Origin of the sequence: Hydrogenophaga taeniospiralis (genome assembly GCF_020510445.1) — a bacterium.
In the GTDB taxonomy this organism is placed as follows: domain Bacteria; phylum Pseudomonadota; class Gammaproteobacteria; order Burkholderiales; family Burkholderiaceae_C; genus Hydrogenophaga.
Genome location: NZ_JAHBAG010000001.1, coordinates 5,223,812 through 5,242,704 on the forward strand (window position 1 = coordinate 5,223,812; position 18,893 = coordinate 5,242,704).

Annotated in this window: 20 protein-coding genes; 14 read left to right on the top strand and 6 right to left on the bottom strand. The window is 68.5% G+C overall.

From position 1 onward, the window contains the following. Positions 1-62: 62 nt before the first annotated feature. Together KIH07_RS25015 and KIH07_RS25020 are read left to right on the top strand one after the other, a co-directional pair. Positions 63-563, top strand: a complete 501-nt coding sequence (locus KIH07_RS25015) for an Lrp/AsnC family transcriptional regulator (RefSeq protein ID WP_226494546.1) — start codon at positions 63-65, stop codon at positions 561-563. A 96-nt stretch (positions 564-659) separates the two neighbouring features. Next, complete coding sequence (locus tag KIH07_RS25020; RefSeq protein WP_226494547.1) at positions 660-1,355, top strand: DUF2726 domain-containing protein; 696 nt, start codon at positions 660-662, stop codon at positions 1,353-1,355. Between the two features lie 21 nt (positions 1,356-1,376). Here the strand turns inward: KIH07_RS25020 and glmU are convergent, their stop codons facing one another. Further along, positions 1,377-2,780 carry a bifunctional UDP-N-acetylglucosamine diphosphorylase/glucosamine-1-phosphate N-acetyltransferase GlmU gene (glmU, locus tag KIH07_RS25025; RefSeq protein WP_226494548.1) on the bottom strand — a complete coding sequence of 468 codons (1,404 nt, stop codon included), beginning with the start codon at positions 2,778-2,780 and terminating at the stop codon, positions 1,377-1,379. Between glmU and KIH07_RS25030 the strand changes: the two genes are divergently transcribed. The 6 genes from KIH07_RS25030 (at position 2,779) to KIH07_RS25055 (ending at position 7,745) form a co-directional block, all read left to right on the top strand. Next, complete coding sequence (locus KIH07_RS25030; RefSeq protein ID WP_226494549.1) at positions 2,779-3,762, top strand: DUF6279 family lipoprotein; 984 nt, start codon at positions 2,779-2,781, stop codon at positions 3,760-3,762. The two genes, glmU and KIH07_RS25030, sit on opposite strands and share 2 nt — an antisense overlap. A 161-nt stretch (positions 3,763-3,923) precedes the next feature. Beyond that, the gene (locus KIH07_RS25035) at positions 3,924-4,694 is read left to right on the top strand and encodes a GntR family transcriptional regulator (RefSeq protein WP_226494550.1); all 771 of its coding nucleotides are present in this window, start codon (positions 3,924-3,926) and stop codon (positions 4,692-4,694) included. Next, the gene (locus tag KIH07_RS25040) at positions 4,691-5,485 is read left to right on the top strand and encodes a transporter substrate-binding domain-containing protein (RefSeq protein ID WP_226494551.1); all 795 of its coding nucleotides are present in this window, start codon (positions 4,691-4,693) and stop codon (positions 5,483-5,485) included. The genes KIH07_RS25035 and KIH07_RS25040 overlap by 4 nt, the downstream gene beginning before the upstream one ends. A gap of 179 nt (positions 5,486-5,664) precedes the next feature. Continuing rightward, positions 5,665-6,336, top strand: coding sequence for an amino acid ABC transporter permease (locus tag KIH07_RS25045; protein ID WP_226494552.1), 672 nt, complete (start codon positions 5,665-5,667; stop codon positions 6,334-6,336). Further along, on the top strand, positions 6,329-6,979 hold the full coding sequence (locus KIH07_RS25050; RefSeq protein WP_226494553.1) for an amino acid ABC transporter permease: 651 nt from the start codon (positions 6,329-6,331) through the stop codon (positions 6,977-6,979). Before KIH07_RS25045 ends, KIH07_RS25050 begins: the two co-directional genes overlap by 8 nt. Next, entirely contained in the window at positions 6,966-7,745 is a 780-nt protein-coding gene (locus tag KIH07_RS25055) for an amino acid ABC transporter ATP-binding protein (RefSeq protein ID WP_226494554.1), read from the top strand. Before KIH07_RS25050 ends, KIH07_RS25055 begins: the two co-directional genes overlap by 14 nt. Here the strand turns inward: KIH07_RS25055 and KIH07_RS25060 are convergent. Further along, on the bottom strand, positions 7,735-9,024 hold the full coding sequence (locus KIH07_RS25060) for an anion transporter (RefSeq protein ID WP_226494555.1): 1,290 nt from the start codon (positions 9,022-9,024) through the stop codon (positions 7,735-7,737). The genes KIH07_RS25055 and KIH07_RS25060 overlap by 11 nt on opposite strands. Before the next feature lie 111 nt (positions 9,025-9,135). On the opposite strand from KIH07_RS25060, the gene KIH07_RS25065 reads away from it, so the two are divergent. Then, entirely contained in the window at positions 9,136-9,531 is a 396-nt protein-coding gene (locus KIH07_RS25065; RefSeq protein ID WP_226494556.1) for a PKD domain-containing protein, read from the top strand. 84 nt (positions 9,532-9,615) lie between these two features. On the opposite strand, the gene KIH07_RS25070 is transcribed toward KIH07_RS25065, so the two are convergent. Then, complete coding sequence (locus KIH07_RS25070) at positions 9,616-10,605, bottom strand: MBL fold metallo-hydrolase (protein WP_226494557.1); 990 nt, start codon at positions 10,603-10,605, stop codon at positions 9,616-9,618. 165 nt (positions 10,606-10,770) lie between these two features. After that, the gene (locus KIH07_RS25075) at positions 10,771-11,370 is read right to left on the bottom strand and encodes a TetR/AcrR family transcriptional regulator (RefSeq protein ID WP_226494558.1); all 600 of its coding nucleotides are present in this window, start codon (positions 11,368-11,370) and stop codon (positions 10,771-10,773) included. Between the two features lie 347 nt (positions 11,371-11,717). Between KIH07_RS25075 and KIH07_RS25080 the strand changes: the two genes are divergently transcribed. Further along, complete coding sequence (locus KIH07_RS25080) at positions 11,718-12,092, top strand: TfoX/Sxy family protein (RefSeq protein WP_226494559.1); 375 nt, start codon at positions 11,718-11,720, stop codon at positions 12,090-12,092. Positions 12,093-12,126: 34 nt separating this feature from the next. Here KIH07_RS25080 and KIH07_RS25085 read toward each other — a convergent pair whose 3' ends face one another. Further along, entirely contained in the window at positions 12,127-12,606 is a 480-nt protein-coding gene (locus tag KIH07_RS25085; RefSeq protein ID WP_226494560.1) for a DUF2917 domain-containing protein, read from the bottom strand. Between the two features lie 116 nt (positions 12,607-12,722). Between KIH07_RS25085 and KIH07_RS25090 the strand changes: the two genes are divergently transcribed. Beyond that, the gene (locus KIH07_RS25090) at positions 12,723-13,766 is read left to right on the top strand and encodes a LysR substrate-binding domain-containing protein (RefSeq protein ID WP_226494561.1); all 1,044 of its coding nucleotides are present in this window, start codon (positions 12,723-12,725) and stop codon (positions 13,764-13,766) included. A gap of 261 nt (positions 13,767-14,027) precedes the next feature. Continuing rightward, positions 14,028-14,945, top strand: a complete 918-nt coding sequence (locus KIH07_RS25095; protein ID WP_226494562.1) for a DMT family transporter — start codon at positions 14,028-14,030, stop codon at positions 14,943-14,945. 153 nt (positions 14,946-15,098) lie between these two features. Here KIH07_RS25095 and KIH07_RS25100 read toward each other — a convergent pair whose 3' ends face one another. Beyond that, positions 15,099-15,683: a 5-formyltetrahydrofolate cyclo-ligase gene (locus KIH07_RS25100; RefSeq protein WP_226494563.1), complete on the bottom strand. Its 585-nt coding sequence runs from the start codon at positions 15,681-15,683 to the stop codon at positions 15,099-15,101. Between the two features lie 99 nt (positions 15,684-15,782). Here KIH07_RS25100 and KIH07_RS25105 point away from each other — a divergent pair, with 99 nt between their 5' ends. Together KIH07_RS25105 and KIH07_RS25110 are read left to right on the top strand one after the other, a co-directional pair. Beyond that, positions 15,783-17,756, top strand: coding sequence for a lytic transglycosylase domain-containing protein (locus KIH07_RS25105; RefSeq protein ID WP_226494564.1), 1,974 nt, complete (start codon positions 15,783-15,785; stop codon positions 17,754-17,756). 29 nt (positions 17,757-17,785) lie between these two features. Continuing rightward, positions 17,786-18,730 carry a complex I NDUFA9 subunit family protein gene (locus KIH07_RS25110; protein ID WP_226494565.1) on the top strand — a complete coding sequence of 315 codons (945 nt, stop codon included), beginning with the start codon at positions 17,786-17,788 and terminating at the stop codon, positions 18,728-18,730. Positions 18,731-18,893 lie beyond the last annotated feature (163 nt).

Genomic DNA, 18,893 nt, shown 5'->3' on the forward strand with positions numbered 1-18,893 from the left:
GATAATTTCATACAAAGACGACTATGGTTTTTTATTCCATAAAGTTACTTAAATCAAAATAAATGAACATAGACGACGCCGATCTTCGCCTGCTCGATCTGCTGCAAACCGACGCCTCCCGCAGCAACCAGGCCCTGGCCGAGCTGGCCCACCTCTCACCGCCCACCAGCCTGCGGCGCATCAAGCGCCTGCGCGACCTGGGCCTGATCGAGCGCCAGGTGGCCCTGCTCAGCGCCGACCGGCTCGCTCCGCTGGTGGGCCATGGTCTGACGGCCCTGCTTGAGATCACACTGGAACGCCAGGGCGCCGAACAGCTGGACGCCTTCGAGGCGCGCGCCGTGGCCGAAGCGGCGGTGCAGCAGTGTTACCGCGTCAGCCCCGGCCCCGACTTCATGCTGGTGGTGCACGTGCCGGACATGCCGGCCTACCTTGCGCTGGCGCAACGCCTGTTCACCAGCGATGCCAACGTGCGCAACGTCAAGAGCTTTTTCAGCATCAAGCGGGCCAAATTCGAGCCGCGCCTGGCGCTGCAGCCCGTCGGCGAGGCCGTCATCGCGCGGTAACAAAGCGTTAGAACGGCCAAAAACCGGTTACAGGCTCCTAGAATCCGACCACAAAAATCAGCAACTGGCTGGAATCAGCAACAAACTGGAGGTTGAATGTTTGCCCTGTGGATCGCTCTCATGGTGGTGCTGGCTCTGGCCGCGCTGGGTGGCTGGCTCTACTACCGCCGCAATACCGAGAAAGGCTCGGGACGCGATGACCGCTACACCCCCGAGCGCGTGCTCACGCCCGAGCAGGTGCAGATGCTGGACTATTTGCACGACACCTTCCCCGGCCACGTGGTGCTGCCCAACCTGCCGCTCAAGGACATGCTCTCGGTCCGGCGTGCCGCCGACCACAAGAACGCCCAGGAGCGACTGAGGACCCAGAAGGTGGATTTCGTGGTGTGCGGCGAAGACGGTCGCCCCCAGTTTGCGTTCGACATCGAGCAGTTCCACCTGAGCAACGCCAAGGCCAAGGAGCATCAGGTGAAGATCAAGAACCGCATCCTCAAGACCGCCGGCGTGCGTTTTCTGTTGCTCAAGAACAGCATCCACCGCATGCCCTCACCGGCCGATTTCCGCACCCAGCTCAACCTGGCGGCGCTGCCCCAGCCCAAACCCAAGGAAGAAGTCGAAACTCCCCAGCAACAGCTGGAATCCCGGATCTCGGAGTTCGACCAGCTGCACCCGGTCACCAGCTTCCGGGACTCCGAGGTGATGGGGCTGAGCGGGCTGATGAACCTGGGCGAAGACGAGATCGAACGCCAGAACCGGCAGCGCCCGCCTGCGCAGCGCTCCCGGCCGCACTGACCCGGATCGCAGGGCCGGTTCTCAGCCCTTGTTCTTGCTGGGCCGCTGCCAGTTCGGCAGGCTGACCTGCTTGCCACGCGCCACCGACAGCGCGCCCGGCGGCGTGCTCTTGGTGATGGTGGAGCCTCCACCCACCGTGCCACCGGCGCCCAGGGTGACCGGCGCCACCAGCACGCAGTTGCTGCCCACGTGCACGTCGGCCTCGATCACGGTGCGGTGCTTGTTGGCGCCGTCGTAGTTGGCCGTGATGCTGCCCGCGCCGTAGTTCACCCGCTCGCCCACCGTGGCGTCGCCCAGGTAGGCCAGGTGGTTGGCCTTGGCGCCGTCGGCGAGGGTGGAGTTCTTCACCTCCACGAAGTTGCCGATGTGCACCTCGGACCCGAGCACCGCGCCCGGACGCAGGCGCGCGAACGGCCCCACCAACGATCCGCGGCCGACCGTGACGCCGAGTTTTTCGCCGTCGATGTGGGTGAACGGGTGGATCACCGCGCCCGCCTCGATGACCGCGTTGGCGATCACGCAGTTCGCACCGATGCGCACCCCCGCGCCCAGCGCCACGCGGCCTTCAAACACGCAGTTGACGTCGATCTCCACGTCCTGGCCGCACAGCAGTTCGCCGCGCACGTCCAGCCGCGCCGGGTCGGCCAGGCGGGTGCCCTGCTCCATCAGCGCCTCGGCCACGCGCCGCTGGTAGGCCCGCTCCAGCTGCGCGAGCTGCTGCGGGCTGTTGACGCCGGCCACCTCGACCGCGTCCCGCGTGGTGATGGCTCGCACCGACATGCCCTGCGCCACCGCGTGTTTGACCACGTCGGTCAGGTAGTACTCGCGCTGGCTGTTGTCGTTGGACAGGCAGGCCAGCAGCGGCTTGAGCAGCTCGGCCGGCGCAGCCATGACACCGCTGTACCACTCGGTGATGCTCCGCTGCGCCGCATCGGCATCCTTGGCTTCGACGATGGCCACCACCGAACGGTCCGCGTCGGTATCGCGCACGATCCGCCCGTAACCACCCGCGTCTTCGCCCGTGTCCACGCTGAGCAGGGCCAGGTGCTGGCCGGCGCAGGCTTTCAGCAGGGCCGCCAGCGTGGCGCGCCCGATCAGGGGCACGTCGCCGTTGAGGATCAGCACGACCCCGTCGTCCGCCAGCACCGGCACAGCCTGCTGCACCGCGTGGCCGGTGCCCAGCTGCGGCTCCTGGCGCACGAAACGCAGCGCCATGGCCTCGGGCGCGCGCAAAGCGGCCTCCACCGCATCGGCCCCATGCCCGGTGATCACCACCACCGAACGCGCCGACATCCGGGCCGCCGTGTCAATCACATGCTGGGCCAGTGCACGCCCGCCCAATCGGTGCAACACTTTGGGCCGCAGGCTCTTCATGCGCGTGCCCTTGCCCGCCGCCATCACCACCACATCCACTGGGAAAGTCATGAACACCTTTGCTGGGGCCGCGCCGGGCCACGGAATGAATCTGGGACAAAACCTGCCGCGGATTATCTCCCGCCGCTCGTTGCGCCATGGTGTGCTGGCCCTCGCGCTGGCCCTGCTCACGCTCCTGCTGGGCGCCTGCAGCGCGACCCGTCTGGCCTACAACCAGGCGCCCAATCTGGTGTACTGGTGGATCGATGGCTACACCGACCTGAACGACCCGCAGTCGGTCCAGCTGCGCCGCGACATCGACGATTTTTTCGCCTGGCACCGCAGCACCGAGCTGCCCATCTACACCGGCATGCTGCTGCAGTGGCAACAGCTGGCGGCGAAAGACAGCACCGCCCAGATCACCTGCATCCAGTTCGAGCGCTTGCGCAGCAGCTACCTGCGGCTGATCGACCGCAGCCTGGAACCCCTGGCCCGGCTGGCCCTGCAGCTCACGCCCGATCAGCTGCAACACATGGAGCGGCACTACGCCAAGAGCAACCAGGTCTTTGAAAAGGACTATCTGCGCGGCAGCCCCGAGCAGCGCCTGGACCGGCTGCTGGACAAGGCGATCAGCCGCTACGAGACGCTGTACGGCACGCTCAACGACGCGCAGATCACCCTGCTCACCAACCGGTTGCGCCAGTCGGCATTCGATCCCCAGCGCGTCCACGCCGAACGCCTGCGGCGCCAGAGCGATCTGCTGCAGACGCTGCGCGGCCTGCTTGGCCACACGGGCGGCAACAACGGCAGCAGCAGCGCCACGACGCCCCCGGCGACCCATGCCGCCGCCGTGGTGGCCCTGCGCGCCTGGCACGACCGCGTGATGCGCGCGCCCGTGCCCGGCTTTCACGCCTACAGCGAAAGCCTGGTGCGCGAGGGCTGCGAGCAGTTCGCCGCCCTGCACAACAGCACCAGCCCGGAGCAGCGCACCCACGCCGTCGACGTGCTCAAGGGCTACGAGCAAGACCTGCGCGCGCTGATGGCCGCGCACTGAGCACCCGCCCACGCACCCGGCCGGGGCACCACAACCGGGCTGCCGCACACGCATCGCTGGTGCATGTGGCGCCGCCGCTTCGGTCTTTTGCACAAGACTGGTGCACATATCTTGCATACAAGACTTGTATGACATGGCACGGAATTCGCATATAAAGCGGCATGGTGAATTCCACAGTCATTGCCCAGCGCATCGTCGAAGCCATCCTCGCGCAGCGGCTCGCGCCGGGTGCGCGCCTGGGTGAACAGAACCTGTCCATCCTGTTCGACTGCAGCCGCACCCTGGTGCGCGAGGCCCTCATGCGGCTGGCCGCGCGCGGCATCGTCACCGTGAGTTCGCGCCGCGGCTGGTACGTGGTGCAGCCCTCGCACGACGAAGCGCGCGAAGCCTTCGAGGCGCGCCGCGTGATCGAGATGGGCCTGATCCGCCAGGCCGGCCCGATGGACAAGGCCGCGCTGCAGCGCCTGCGCCAGCACCTCAAGCAGGAAAAGGCCGCCCTCAAGGGCAGCGATGTGGGCCAGCGCAGCTACCTGCTGGGCGACTTCCATGTCTGCCTGGCCGAATGCCTGGGCAACCAGTTGCTGGCCGACACGCTGCGCGACTTCACCGCCCGCACCACGCTCATCGCCATGCTCTACCAGTCCACGCACGACGCGGTGCAGTCCTGCCAGGACCACGTGGACATCGTCGAGGCGCTGGAGCGCGGCGACACCGAACACGCCGAGCGCCTGATGCAGGCGCACATCGGCCAGGTGCAGGCCGCCCTGCGGCTGAACGCGCCCAACGACCCCCTGGCCAACCTGCGCGAAGCCCTGGCGCCGCTGCACGAGGCCACCCCCGGCAACCCGCCCGGTGCCGCCAAAAAGACCGGCCGCCGCTCCCGCAAACCCACCCCTCCCGCCCCCGAAACCTACCTAGGAGCCTTGCTGTGAAATTCACCAAACGCCTGTTTCTCGCCACCGCCGTCGCGCTCGCCGCCTTCGCCAGCCTGGGCGCCGCCCAGGCCCAGACCGCGCTCGATGACGTGATGAAGGCCAAGACGATCAAAATCGCCATCCCCACCGACTTCCCGCCCTACGGTTTCGTCGGCACCGACCTGCAGCCCCAAGGCCTGGACATCGACACCGCCAAGCTGATCGCCACCAAGCTCGGCGTGAAGCTGGAGCTGGTGCCCGTGACCAGCGCCAACCGCATCCCCTACCTGCAGACCAAGAAGGCCGACCTGGTCATCTCCACCCTGGGCAAGAACCCCGAGCGCTCGGCCGTGATCGACTTCACCGTCGCCTACTCGCCCTTCTTCCAGGCCGTGTTCGCGTCGAAGTCGCTCACGGTCGCCAGCTTTGCCGACCTCGCCGGCAAGTCCATCGGCGTGACCCGCGGCGCCATCGAAGACCAGGAACTCACCAAACTCGCGCCCGCCGGGACCGACGTGAAGCGCTTCGAAGACAACAACGCCACCGTCTCGGCCTTCGTCTCGGGCCAGACCCAGTTGATCGCCACCGGCGCTTCGGTGGCCGGCAACATGATGGCGCGCAACCCGCAGTTGGGCGCCGAATACAAGCTGCTGCTGAAAGACAGCCCCAACTTCATCGGCGTGGCCAAGGGCGAGGATGCGCTGCGCCTGAAGGTGAACGACATCATCATCGCGGCCAAGAAGTCGGGCGAGATCGACGCCCTGGCCAAGAAGTGGCTGGGCCGCCCGGCGGGCACCCTCCCTGAGTGAAACAAGCCCCCTTGCGTTCCCACCCCTTTGGGGTGGCCCCGGGGCTCCACCGCTGCGCGGGTCGCTGCCCCAGGAACGGGAAGGGCCCCGGTCCTTGCCGGGTCCGGGGGCTGATTCGCCTTGGGGCGGCCCGGCGGCGCATCGATCTTCGCACCCCCTGACGCATTGAGGGAACCCGCATGCGCATCGAACTCGACTTCATCGCCGTGTTGCTGCAGTGGCCACTGCTCGCCAAAGGCGTGCTCTGGACGCTGGGCCTGACCGCCATCTCGGCCGTGATCGGTCTGGTGGTGGGCACGCTCTGCGCCTGGGCGCGCAGCAGCGGCCCGCTGTGGCTGCGCTGGGTGGTGGGCTGCTATGTGGAACTCATCCGCAACACGCCCTTCATCGTGCAGCTGTTCTTCGTGTTCTTCGGCCTGCCGGCCGCGGGCGTGAAGCTCACGCCCGAGATCGCGTCGGTGATCGCGATGGTGATCAACCTCGGCGCCTACGCGGCGGAGATCGTCCGCGCCGGCATCGATGCCACGCCCAAGGGCCAGTTCGAAGCCGCGGCCAGCCTGGCGCTCTCGCGCGTGCAGACCTTCCTGCACGTGGTGCTGCCACCCGCGCTGCAGAAGGTGTGGCCCGCGCTCACCAGCCAGATCATCATCGTGATGCTGGGTTCGGCCGTGTGTGGCCAGATCTCCACCGAAGAGCTGAGCTACGCGGCCAACCTGATCCAGAGCCGCAACTTCCGCGCCTTCGAGGCCTTCATCGTCGCCACCGGCATCTACCTGCTGCTGTCGGTGGGTGTGCGTGCGCTGCTCAACTGGGCTGGCCCGCGTTATCTCTTTGGAGGCCGCCGTGGTTGATTTTTCTTTGTGGGACATCTTCCGCAACCTGCTGCTGGCCGCGCGCTGGACGGTGGGCCTTTCGCTGATCGCCTTCGTCGGCGGTGGCCTGGTGGGCATCGCCCTGCTGGTGGCGCGCACCGCGCGCTGGCCCGGCGCCGAGCGCTTCGTCGCCGGCTACGTGCAGCTGTTCCAGGGCACACCGCTGCTGATGCAGCTGTTCCTGGCCTACTTCGGTCTGGCGCTGTTTGGCGTCGACACCTCGGCCTGGATGGCCGCGGCGGTGGCGCTCACGCTCTACACCAGCGCCTTTCTGGTCGAGATCTGGCGCGGCTGCGTGGCCGCCGTGCCCAAGGGCCAGTGGGAAGCGGCGCAGAGCCTGGCGCTGAGCTTTGGCGAACAGCTGCGCCACGTGATCCTGCCGCAGGCCACGCGCATCGCCATCGCGCCCACGGTGGGCTTCCTGGTGCAGGTCGTCAAAGGCACGGCGCTGGCCTCGGTGATCGGCTTCGTCGAACTCACCAAAGCCGGCACCATGATCACCAACGCCACCTTCCAGCCCTTCCTGGTCTACAGCTGCGTGGCCCTTCTGTACTTTGCGCTGTGCTTCCCTGTGAGCCTGTATGCGCGTTCCCTCGAGAGGAAACTCAATGCAAGTCGCTGAACCCACCGTGATCGGTACGCCGCTGGCCAAGACCGGTCCCATCGTCGACATCCACCAGCTGCGCAAGTCCTACGGCAGCAACGAGGTGCTCAAGGGCATCGACCTGCAGGTCAGGCCCGGCGAGGTGATCGCCATCATCGGCAAGAGTGGCTCGGGCAAGAGCACGCTGCTGCGCTGCATCAACGGGCTGGAGGTGTTCCAGAGCGGCAGCCTGAGCGTGGACGGCCAGCCGCTGCTGCACGGCAACGCCGCAGCCATGCGCGAGCTGCGCCAGCACGTGGGCATGATCTTCCAGAACTTCAACCTGTTCCCGCACCTGAGCGTGGGCAAGAACGTGATGCTCGCGCCCGGTCTGGTAAAGAAGATCGACAGCGCCGCCAGCGAGGCCAAGGCGCGCCAGCTGCTGGACCGTGTGGGCCTGGGCGAGAAGTTCGACGCCTTCCCCGACCAGCTCTCGGGTGGCCAGCAGCAGCGCGTGGCGATCGCGCGCGCACTGGCCATGGAGCCCAGCGTGCTGCTCTGCGACGAGATCACCTCGGCCCTCGACCCCGAACTCGTGGGCGAGGTGCTGCGCGTGGTGGAATCGCTGGCCGACGAGGGCATGACCCTGCTGATGGTCACGCACGAGATGGGCTTCGCGCGCAAGGTGAGCGACCGCGTGATCTTCATGCACCAGGGACGGGTGCACGAGATGGGTCCGCCGGCGGAACTCTTTGGCAGCCCGCAAACGCCGGAACTGCAGCAGTTCCTGTCGTCTATCCACTGATCCAGCGCATCCAGCCCCACACCACCACCAGCGTGGCCAGCGTCACCGGGATGCCGGTGAGCGCATGCCGCTTCCAGTCGATGCCGATGCCCTGCTTCGCGGCCAGGTCGGCCACGATCAGGTTGGCGATCGAGCCCACCAGCAGCAGGTTGCCGGCGAAGGTGCTCACCAGCGCGAGCATCGTGCCCGCCTCGCTGGCGTTGGCGCCCAGGTGCGGCAACAGCAGCATGACCGCCGGCACGTTGGAGACCAGGTTGGACAGCGCCACACCCAGCACCAGCAGCGGCCCGGGGTCGGCCAGGTGCACGCCCTGGCTGGACATCCATGCCACCGCCTGCGCCGCCAGACCGGTGGTTTCGAACGCGTGGTTGACCACGAACAGGCCGATGAACAGCAACAGGAGCGGCCAGTCCACAAAACCTATCACGTGCGAGGAATGCAGGCGCCGGCTCAGCAGCAGCACGCCCGCACCGACCAGCGCCGCCACGTCGCGCGGCCAGTCGGTGAACAGGAAGATGCCCATCAGGGCCGTGGCCACCGCCAGTCCCTTCGTGGTCTGCCAGCGGTCGAATGCGGGCTCCTCTTCCGGGCTCGCGGCCGGCAGCAGCGCCATGTCCGCCGGGCGGCGCGGTTCGCCCGCCCCCGTGCGTGCCCCCGGCCCGTAGGCCAGCCACAACCACAGCAGGCCCAGGCTCAACACCACCGGTGGCAGCGCCTGGTGCACATAGCCGCCGAACGGCAGTTGCAGCACGGAGCCGATCAGCATGTTCTGCGGGTTGCCGATCAGCGTCGCGGCCGAGCCGATGTTGGCGGCGCAGGCCAGGCCGATCAGGAACGGCAGCGGATTCAGCCCGCGCTGCAGGCACAGGCGCGCGACCACCGGCGTCATGGCCAGGCAGATGATGTCGTTGGAAAAGACCGCCGACAGCGCGCCGGCCACAGCGATCAGCGCCGCCAGCAGCCCAGGGCGTGAGAGCGGCATGGCACCGACACGGCGCGTGACTTCGGCGTAGAAACCGCCCAGCCGCATCTGGGCCGACACCACCATGAAGGCGAACAGCAGCACGATGGTGGGCAGGTCCACCGCACGCGCGGCGTCTTCCACCGGCAGGCCGGCCAGCGCGATCACCGCGATGGCGCCGAGCAGGGCCACGCCCGAACGGTCGAGCTTCAGGCGCGGCAGGCCGCCGAGGAACATGCCGAGGTACACCACCGCGAACACGGCAACAATGCCCCAGTCGGTGGCAGAATGCCCGAACAGGGCGGTCGATGGCGTCATGAAGGCAGGCTTTTTGTGGTGCGGCATGGTAGCAAAGGCCTGGAGACCGACCACCGCGTTCGCCCTTGGAACCCACACCACCCGTCCCACCAACCACCTGTTTTCCAGACCATGATCTCCCGCCAACAACTTCTTTCCTGGTGCAAACCGCTGCTGGTCAGCGCGGTGGTGCTGCTCGCCGCCTGCAACCCGATCGCCATCATCAGCGCCGACCCCTCGCCGGCCACGGTGGGTGAATCGGTGACCTTCGACGGCTCCGGGACCGTGATCTCGAAAACGCCGGCCGATACCGTCGCGACGTCTTACGAGTGGGATTTCGGCGATGGCAGCAGCGCCAAGGGCGAGGCGGTCAGCCACACCTACACCGCCGCGGGCACCTACACCGTCACCCTCACGGTCACGGACAGCGCGGGCCGGGAGGGCAGCACGACCGAAGAGATCACGGTGGAGCCGGCCAGCCAGACAAGCACATCCACCCAGTCAACGACGACGTCCGGGACCGAATGACCCCTTGCGGGGACCCACCGGGCGCTGCCCCAAAACAAAGACCCGCCGAGGCGGGTCTTTTGCTGTGAGCTTGAGGGAACCACCTCAGCCCTGCAGCGACTTCCACATCTCCATGTCGCGCTCGGCGGTCCAGATGCGCGGGTTCTTGATGCCGCTGGCTTCGTCGTAGGCACGGCTCACGTCAAACGGCAGGCAGTGTTCGTAGATGAACACATGGCCGAACACCGGGTCCATGCTCTTGCGGGTGTGGGCCATGGCGGCCTTGAGGTCCATGCCGGCGGCGGCGGCCTCCTTGCCGGCCTGGAACAGGGTGGTGACCCAGCGCTTCGTGTAGTCCAGCGCCTTGTTCACGTCGGCGTTGCCCTTCATGGCCTCGCCGCGGCCGGGCACGATGAATTCGGGCTTCAAGGCACGCAGGGCTTCGAGCGTGGCGGGCCACTCTTCGAGCTGGGCGTCGCCGGTGTAGACACCCGCTTCGTACTCCACCAGGTCGCCGCTGAACAGCACTTTTTCGTCCGCCACCCAGGCGATGGTGTCGCCACGGGTGTGGCCGTGGCCAGGGCTCCAGATCTGCACCGTCACGCCGCCCAGGTCGATGCTGAGCTTGCCGGGCACCTCGCCCTGGGTCGCGTCGCCGCCACCGATCACCATGGTGGGCCAGGTCAGGCCGGGCACGCTGTCGGCGCCACGGAACAGGCGCGGGAAGCGCTCCATCTCGCTCTGCATGTCCTGCGCGCCGCGCTCGACGATCAGTTCGTAGGTGCCCTGGCTGGCGATGACTTCGGTGGCGCCCTCGGCCAGGTAGGCGCTGGCGCCCAGCACGCGCACCGCGTGGTAGTGGGTCAGCAGCACGTACTTGATCGGCTTGTCCGAGACCTTGCGGATCTGCTGGATCAGGTCGCGCGCCATGGCCGGCGTGGCGGTGGCGTCGCTGACCATGATGTATTTGTCGCCGATGATGACGCCCGAGTTCGGATCGCCCTCGGCGGTGTAGGCCCAGCAGTGCGGGCTGAGCTGTTCGAAGGTGATCTTTTTGTCTTCCAGGTCGGCCTGGGAAGCGAAGGCTTTGCTCATGGGGGTCTCCTGTGGGGCGCGGACGCGCGAATCGACAACCGGTGAGATTTTACCTAAACGAAATCAATTTCACATTGGTGAACGAATAACCCCGCACCACACCCAGGAAACGCCCGGTAGCCGGTGGGCCGGCGCGCGGGGTGAGCGGGCATGCCTCAAAGGCCCTCAGCCTCCCAGGCCTTTTTCGAGCACGGCCACCACCTCGTCGGCAAAAGCGGCGTAGCTCATGGGGCCGCCCGGGCGCAGCCAGGTGAAGGTCCAGTTGATCATGCCGAACAGCATCATGGTCAGCGCGGTCTGGTTGGCCGGCGTCACGCGCTCGGGGTAGGCGCGTTTGAGGAAGCGGGTGAAGGCGGCCACCACGTCGCGCTGGCGGTTCAGGATGAGCTCGCGCTGCGCCTCGCCCAGGAACTTGGTGTCGGACACCAGCGCCACGTGGCGCGTGGCCGAGCTTTCGTATTCGGCCAGGAACGCGCGCACCAGTTCGTTGAGCGCATCGCGCTCGCTCAGGTTCTTGCGCTGGGCCCGCGCCTCGGCCTCGCCGATCAGCGCCAGCAGCCGCTGGGTGTAGCGGTCGAGCAGGTCGAAGAGGATCGCTTCCTTGCTCTCGTAATAGTGGTAGAGCCGTGCCTTGCTGGTGCCGCAGGCGGTGGCGATGGTGTTCATGCTCGCGGCCGGGAAGCTCTGGCGGGCAAAACACTGCGCCGCGACGTCGAGGATTTCGTCGCGCTTGAGGTCGTGGGTGGCGGATCTGGGGCGGGCCATGGGTGGACATTGTCCACCCATGGCCAGGATGGGCTCCCCCCGCGCCGGCCTGACGGCCGTCACCCCCCAAGGGGGCGGCGCGAGTGGCCCGGCGAAGCCGGTTCCACCGCGCCCTGAAAACCGGACCACCCCCATCGCTTGCTCGCTGCGCGTAGCCGCTCAGCCCCTCAAGGGGCAACGCCTGCGGCCTGGCGAAGCCAGTTCCGCGGCGTTCTGGGCCAAGACACTTCACGCCGGACAGGCCACGCTCACTCGCGCGGGGTCTGTTGGCACTTTGCGCGGGCATGAGTTCCCTTGATCGCGCTTGGTGGGTTGGCACGTCGATTGCCGTTGACTACCATGCGCGCATGGCCACCAAACCCATCATCGATCCTTTTGTGCTGCACGCCTGCGAGCTGCTGTCCTGTCTCGGCTCGTGCAAGGCCGTGCGCATGTTCGGGGGCTATGGCCTGTCGGTGGACGGCATGAACGTGGGGCTCATTGCCTGGGACACCTTGTTCCTCAAGACCAACGCCGAGACCGAACCCCAGTGGCTGGCCGCGGGCGGGCGGCCTTTTCAGTACGAGGCCAAGGGCAAGACCATGCGCTTGCACTACCACACGCCGCCCGAGGACGCGCTGGAATCGCCCGCGCTGATGGCGCCCTGGGCCCGGCTGGCGCTGGGCGCCGCGGTGGCGGCACGAAAGCCGGCACCGCAGCGCAAAAAGTCCTCGGCACGCTAGCGGCCTTCTCGGGCAGGCGCTGGCCGCGCCCGGCTCACCAGTGCCCGGCCTCGTACGGGCCCAGCACCCGCCCCCGGCCGGCCGCCAGGAACTCGCTGTAGCCCAGCAGGCCGCGCAGCACCCGCACCGTTGCCACGCCCGCCCGACCCAGCGCTTCGCCGAGGTCGCGCGCGGGCGACGCCACTTCTCGGGCGAAGCGGCTGGGGGCCGCCGACGCCGTGGCGTCGGACCAGTCGAAATGCACCGGCCCGGCGTCGTCGGGGCGGGCAACGGGCTCCATGACCAGCCGGGCGCCGGGTGGCACGGCCAGCACATCGCCCGGGCCCAGGAAACGATCACCCAGTTCGTTGGGCGCGCCCTGGTAAGGGCCGCCCAGCGTCACCCACACCCGACCGCAGAAGATGCGCAGCACAGCGGTCTTCTTCGGGCTCAGGCTCATGGCGTGGCCGGGGTGCAGTCGCCAGGCGCCGATGGGTGCACGGCGGGCGGACAAAGAAGCAGCGGGATGTGACATACGGTTCTCCAGTGACAAAAACACGGATGCCATCTTCCCGCGCCCTTGTCCATGGGTCCAATGAAATGGCGGTAAGCTATTGATTCGGATACCGCATCAATTGATTGGACCTGCCCATGTCGCTTCCGGCCAGCCATCCCCGCACCCGCCCGATCTCCGCCGGGCATCTGCGCGCCTTTGACGCCGTCGCCCGGCACCTGAACTTCCGCGCCGCCGCCGAAGAGCTTTCCCTCACGCAGAGCGCGGTGAGCCGGCAGATCCAGGCCCTGGAAGACGAGGTGGGCGCCGCCCTCTTCCTGCGCCACACGCGCGCGGTGGAGCTCACCAGCGCGGGCTCGCAGCTGCTGCGCGCCAGCGGGGTGGCGCTGGAGCGCATTGATGCGGCCGTGCGGCAGATCCGCCAGAACGTGGGGCGCAAGAGCGTGGCCATCACCACCTGGGCTTCGTTCGCCTCGATGTGGCTGATTCCGCGCCTTGAAGCCTTCCAGCGCGAGCACCCGGACATCGACATCCGCATCGACGCCTCCGACGCCGCGATCGATCTGGCCACCGCCGACGTGGATCTGGCCCTGCGCTACGCCGTGCCCCAGGCCATGCCGGCCCATGCGATCCGGCTGTTTGGCGAACAACTCACCCCGGTGGCCAGCCCCTGGCTGCTCAAGACGCACCGCCTGTGCAAGGTGGAAGACCTGTCGAAGATCACCCTCATCGAAGCCGGCGACGCGCACCGCACGCGCCACCTGGAGTGGCTGACCTGGCAGCGCTGGTTCGACCACTTCGCCACCCCCGCCCCAGCCACCGGCGGCGCGCGCGCCAAGGCCGGGCCGGGCGCGGCCAGACCCAAGGCGCGGCTCACGCCGCAGCGCTGGCTGTATTTCAACTACGCCAACCAGATCGTGCAGGCCGCGCTCACCGGCCAGGGTGTGGCGCTGGCCCGCATGCCGCTCGTGGCCGAGAGCCTGGCCAGCGGCGACCTGGTCGAGCCGCTGCCCGGCATGCGGCTGGACTCGCCCCTGGTGTACTGGCTGGTGCAGGCACCGCGCAGCGTGGTGCGCCCGGAGGTCAAGGCCTTCTGCGACTGGCTGCTGAAAGAGGCCGAGCGCACCCGCCAGGCGATTGGCGAGGTGCCTGATCCGGATACCGTTGACTATATTGACTAACCCCCCTGCGCCGCTGCGCGACTTCCCCCCAGGGGGACCACGCCCTTGGACCGGCGGAGCCGGATCTTCGGCGTGTGCTGGGTGGAATACGTCCCCCCCCCTGCGCCGCTTTGCGGCTTCCCCCCAAGGGAACCACGCCCTTGGACCGGCGAAGCCGGATCTTCGGCGTGTGCCGGGCAGCGGCCCCCTCTGTGGTGCCGCGTGTGGAGCCTTGGTCAGCGCCTTCTTTCAGGCACACTGCGCAGCTTTTCTTCCGCGCCCATGACCTCCTCCGCCCACCACGCCCAAGGCAATCTGCGCAGCATCACCTTCATGCTGATGGCGGTGGGGGCCTTTGCGCTCATGGACGCGGTGCTCAAGACCCTGTCTGCGCGCTACCCGGTGCTGCAGATCGCCACGCTGCGCGGGCTCACGGCGCTGCCGCTGGTGCTGGCCTACATCAGCTGGCGCGGCGCCTGGCCGTCGGTGCTGCGCATCCGCTGGAAACTGCACCTGCTGCGCGGCGTGTTGGGCGTCATCATGCTGGCGCTGTTCACCCGCGGTGTGCGCGAGCTGCCGCTCTCGGCCACCTACACGCTGTTTTTCATCGCCCCCCTGCTGATCACCGCGCTGTCGGTGCCGGTGCTCAAGGAGCGGGTGCCGCGCGCCCACTGGTGGGCGATTGGCGTGGGCTTTGTCGGTGTGCTGATCGCCCTGCGCCCCAGCGGCGAAGACCTGCAGGCGGGATTCGTCACCCTGGGCGGCCTGGCGGTGCTGACCGCGGCGCTGTGTTACGCCGTGGCGGCGGTGGCCGGGCGGCTGGTGAGCCGCACCGACAGCAGCGAAAGCATGATCCTGTCCATGATGGTGTTCATGTCCGTCGGCGGTGGCATCCTGGCAGCGCCGCAATGGGTGCCGATGGCATCTGCCGATGCGCTGCTCTTGCTGGCCCTCGCGCTCACCGGCTTCGTCGGCCAGCTCGCCATCACCGAAGCCTTCCGCCACGGCCAGGCCTCGGCCGTGGCCCCGTTCGAATACACCGCCCTGGCCTGGGGCGTGGCGCTGGACTGGCTGGTCTGGCAGACCCTGCCCGCCGCCCACACCTGGCTGGGCGCCGCCATCATCGTGGGCAGCGGCCTGTACCTGGTGCGGCGCGAGAAACGCATCACCGAGGTCCACGCCAACGCGGAGCACCCGTAGCGCCTATCGAGCGAAGGGACTGAATCAGTGCACCGGAGAAGGCCACAGCTTGTCCGGGGTGAGGTGCCTTGCCCAGAACGCGGCGGAACTGGCTTCGCCAGGCCGCATCGCGTTGCCCCCTTGAGGGGGTCGCGCGCAGCGCGGCGGGGGTGTTCACCGTTCAGGCCACATCACCCCGGTGTCCGACAGGATGGTGTCCAGCGGCACGTCGTGGATCTCGGCCTTCAGGTCGGGCACGTAGGCGAAGTCGTAACCCAGGCCGACGGTAAAGGGCTTGGGTTGCAGGCTGGCCAGGGTGCGGTCGTAGAAGCCGCCGCCGTAGCCCAGCCGGAAGCCCCCCGGCCCGTAGCCCACGCAAGGCACGAAGATCAGCGTAGGTTCGATGATCTCGGTGTCCTTGGGCTTGGGAATGCCGTAGGCGTCTTCCTCCATCGGGCAACCCGGATACCAGGTGTAGAAGGTGAGCGTCTTGTCCACCTTGTTGACCACCGGCAGGCCGATGCGCCGGTGCTTCTGGGCGCCCTGGGCGTCTTCCTCCAGCCCCGCTTCCTGCCAGCGGAACAGCGCCGGCAGCGGATCGAACTCGCCCTTGATGGGCCAGTAGGCGCCAATGATGGCGTCGGGCCGCTCGATCAGCCACACGCGCATGACGCGCTGGAGCAGGTCGTTGCGCAGGGCCCGGTCGGCCAGCGAAAGACGCTTGTCGATCAGGTCCTTGCGCCAGGCGGTCTTCTGCACCGCCGCCGTTGATCCACCCGCCCCGCCGGAAGCGGAACTCTGAGCGTTTTTGTTGTCCATAATCAACCAATGAAACGGGTAAGCCTGCAACAGGAAAGAATGAAACGAGGGCTCGTGGCCATTATGGCCGCGCTCGTGCTCCCGGGCGCTGCCTGGGCGCAAGCCAGTGCCGACGCCGCGCTGCTGGAGATGCGCGAAGCGTTCCGCCGCAACAACAGCGCGCAGCTCAGCGCCTTGCTGCCGCGGGTGCGCGGCCACGTGCTCGAACCCCTGGCCAGCTACTGGGAAATGAAGGCCCGGCTGGAGACCGCCAGCGCCCAGGAGGTGCGCGCCGCCCTGGAGCGCCACCCCGGCACCTACTGGGAAGACCGCCTGCGCAACGACTGGCTGCTGCAACTGGGCCAGCGGCGCGACTGGGCCACCCTGGCCAGTGAGCTGCCCCACTACCGCATGAACGACGACCGCGAGCTGCGTTGTTACGCCCTGATGCTCGACGCCGTGGACCGGCGCACGCCCGCCGACGTGGTGGCCGCCCAGGTGCAGCGCCTCTGGCTGGGCCAGCGCGACGCCGACACCGGTTGCGCCACCGCCGCGCAGGCCCTGCTCAACAGCGGCCACCTTGCGCCCGAGGTGGCCTGGCAACGTGCCCGGCTGGCGATGGAGGCCAACCGCCCACGCGCGGCCGAACAAGCGGTGGCGATGCTCGACCCCGACTGGGTGGCCACCGTCAGCGCCATCGCCAGCGACCCCGCGAAGTACCTGGACGAAAAGATCACCGCGATCCGCCCGCGCACCAAGGAGCTGGTGACGCTGGCCATCATCCGCCTGGCCGACAAGGAACCCGCGCTCGCGGCGCTGGAGATGGAGCGCACGCGCTGGAAGGCCCAGCTCACGCAGGAAGAGCGCGGCTGGCTCTGGGGCGTGATCGGCAAGCGCGCGGCGCAAAAACTGCACGACAACGCGCTGACGCACTTCGCCAACGGGCAGACGCGCTTCATGCACGGCGATCACCTGGCCTGGATGGCGCGCGCCGCCTTGCGCGCCGGGGCCTGGGGCCACGTGCGCGACGCCATCGCCGCGATGGACGAGACGCAGCAGCGCGAACCGGTGTGGGTGTACTGGCGCGCCCGCGCCACGCAGGCGCTCAAGGAACCCGACGCGCTGGCCGCCACGGCGCGCTCGCGCGAGCTGTACAGCGCCATCGCCTCGTCGCGCGGCTTTTACGAGCAACTGGCGCTGGAGGAACTGGGCCGCCTGGTGACGGTGCCGCCCGCGCCCGAGCCCCCGCAGCCGCAGGAGCTGCGGGCCGCCGAGCGCAACCCCGGCCTGCAGCGCGCGCTCGCCGCGATCCGCCTGGGGCTGCGCGCCGAAGGCGTGCGCGAGTGGAACTACACCGTGAGCCTGCACACGCCAGGCGGCATGAACGAACGCGAACTGCTCGCCGCCGCCCAGCTGGCCTGCCAGAACGACTTGTGGGACCGCTGCATCAACACCAGCGAGCGCACACCCTTGGCCCAGGACCATGCGCAGCGTTTTCCCATGCCGTACCGCGGCACCGTGGTCAAGCGCGCCAACGAGATCGGCCTGGACCCGGCCTATGTCTACGGTCTGATCCGGCAGGAAAGCCGCTTCGTGATGGACGCGCGCTCCGGCGTGGGCGCTGCGGGCCTGATGCAGGTGATGCCGGCCACGGCGCGCTGGACCGCGCGCAAGATCGGCCTGACCGATTTCCGGCCGCACCAGATCGGCGAGCGCGACACCAACATCGCCATCGGAACGGCCTACCTGAAGTTCGCGCTGGACGACTTCGAGGGCTCGCTGCCCATGGCCGCCGCCGCCTACAACGCCGGCCCCGGGCGCCCCCGCGCCTGGCGCAACGGGCCGGTGCTGCCCGGCGACATCTGGGCCGAGAACATCCCGTTCGACGAAACGCGCGACTACGTCAAGCGCGTGCTGGCCAACACCACCAACTACGCCGCCATCCTGAGTGGCCAGCCGCAGTCGCTGCGCGCTCGGCTGGGCACGGTGGGGCCGCGCGCCGACCCCACCGCGGTCAACCGCGAACTGCCCTGACCACCCCCGACCCCATCCATGGCCCTTCCATGAAAAACATCCTCGTCCTGGGCGGTACCGGCTTCGTGGGGCGCCACGTGTGCGAGAAGCTGCAACGCGAGGACGGCTGCGTCACGGTGCCCACGCGGCGCGCCGTCAACGCCAGCGCCGTGCAGCACCTGCCGCGGCTGACCGTGATCGAAGCCGACGTGCACGACGAGGCACAACTGGCCCGGCTGCTGCCCGGGCACGATGCGGTGATCAATCTGGTGGCCATCCTGCACGGCAGCGAGGCGGCGTTTGAGCGCATCCACGTGGCGTTGCCGGCCAAACTGGCGCGCGCCTGCGCGGCCACCGGTGTGCGCCGTGTGGTGCACGTGAGCGCGTTGGGCGTGGGCCTGGACGCGCCGTCGCGCTACCAGCGCAGCAAGGCGCGCGGCGAGCAGGTGCTGCGAGAGGCCGGGCTGGACCTGACCGTGTTGCGCCCCAGCGTGATCTTTGGCGAGGGCGACCGCTTCCTCAACCTGTTCGCCCGGCTGCAGGCGGTGTTTCCGGTGATGCCGCTGGCCGGCGCGGGCGCGCGCTTCCAGCCGGTGTGGGTGGAAGACGTGGCCAGCGCCGTGGTGGCCTGCGCCCTGGGCACCGGCCCGGGCCGGGGCAGCGTGGGCCAGACCTACGAGTGCGCGGGGCCCGAGGTGCTCACGCTGGCCGAGCTGGTGCGCCTGGCCGGGCGCCTCAGCGGCCACCGGCGGCCCATCGTCCCGCTGCCCATGGCGCTGGGGCGGCTGCAGGCGCTGATGATGGAACTGGCGCCGGGCGAGCCGCTGATGAGCCGCGACAACCTGGACGCCATGCGGGTCGACAACGTGGCCACGGGTCGGCTGCCCGGCCTGGCCGATCTGGGCATCCGGCCCACGTCCGTGGCGGCGGTGGCGCCCACCTACCTGAGCGCGGACAGCGGCCGCAGGCGCCTGCTCAAGCTGCGGCGCGGGTAGGATGGAACACCCCCGCCGCGCTTCGCGCGACCCCCTCAAGGGGGCGGCACTGGCCGTCCGGCAAAGCCGGCCCGGCGGTGCCCTAGGCGCAGGCATTTCGCACCGGAGAGACCGCGTCTGGCGGTGCCCCTCCGATTGATCCGTTTCCGGTCTATCACCCCGC

Bases quoted from the DNA above. Each gene is read 5' to 3' on its own strand.
- KIH07_RS25065 (WP_226494556.1), top strand. From the start codon at position 9,136: ATGATCTCCCGCCAACAACTTCTTTCCTGGTGCAAACCGCTGCTGGTC.
- KIH07_RS25075 (WP_226494558.1), bottom strand. From the start codon at position 11,370: ATGGCCCGCCCCAGATCCGCCACCCACGACCTCAAGCGCGACGAAATC.
- KIH07_RS25020 (WP_226494547.1), top strand. From the start codon at position 660: ATGTTTGCCCTGTGGATCGCTCTCATGGTGGTGCTGGCTCTGGCCGCG.
- glmU (WP_226494548.1), bottom strand. From the start codon at position 2,780: ATGACTTTCCCAGTGGATGTGGTGGTGATGGCGGCGGGCAAGGGCACG.
- KIH07_RS25085 (WP_226494560.1), bottom strand. From the start codon at position 12,606: ATGTCACATCCCGCTGCTTCTTTGTCCGCCCGCCGTGCACCCATCGGC.
- KIH07_RS25035 (WP_226494550.1), top strand. From the start codon at position 3,924: ATGGTGAATTCCACAGTCATTGCCCAGCGCATCGTCGAAGCCATCCTC.
- KIH07_RS25045 (WP_226494552.1), top strand. From the start codon at position 5,665: ATGCGCATCGAACTCGACTTCATCGCCGTGTTGCTGCAGTGGCCACTG.
- KIH07_RS25015 (WP_226494546.1), top strand. From the start codon at position 63: ATGAACATAGACGACGCCGATCTTCGCCTGCTCGATCTGCTGCAAACC.
- KIH07_RS25080 (WP_226494559.1), top strand. From the start codon at position 11,718: ATGGCCACCAAACCCATCATCGATCCTTTTGTGCTGCACGCCTGCGAG.
- KIH07_RS25070 (WP_226494557.1), bottom strand. From the start codon at position 10,605: ATGAGCAAAGCCTTCGCTTCCCAGGCCGACCTGGAAGACAAAAAGATC.
- KIH07_RS25105 (WP_226494564.1), top strand. From the start codon at position 15,783: ATGAAACGAGGGCTCGTGGCCATTATGGCCGCGCTCGTGCTCCCGGGC.
- KIH07_RS25110 (WP_226494565.1), top strand. From the start codon at position 17,786: ATGAAAAACATCCTCGTCCTGGGCGGTACCGGCTTCGTGGGGCGCCAC.
- KIH07_RS25060 (WP_226494555.1), bottom strand. From the start codon at position 9,024: ATGACGCCATCGACCGCCCTGTTCGGGCATTCTGCCACCGACTGGGGC.
- KIH07_RS25090 (WP_226494561.1), top strand. From the start codon at position 12,723: ATGTCGCTTCCGGCCAGCCATCCCCGCACCCGCCCGATCTCCGCCGGG.
- KIH07_RS25030 (WP_226494549.1), top strand. From the start codon at position 2,779: ATGAACACCTTTGCTGGGGCCGCGCCGGGCCACGGAATGAATCTGGGA.
- KIH07_RS25055 (WP_226494554.1), top strand. From the start codon at position 6,966: ATGCAAGTCGCTGAACCCACCGTGATCGGTACGCCGCTGGCCAAGACC.
- KIH07_RS25095 (WP_226494562.1), top strand. From the start codon at position 14,028: ATGACCTCCTCCGCCCACCACGCCCAAGGCAATCTGCGCAGCATCACC.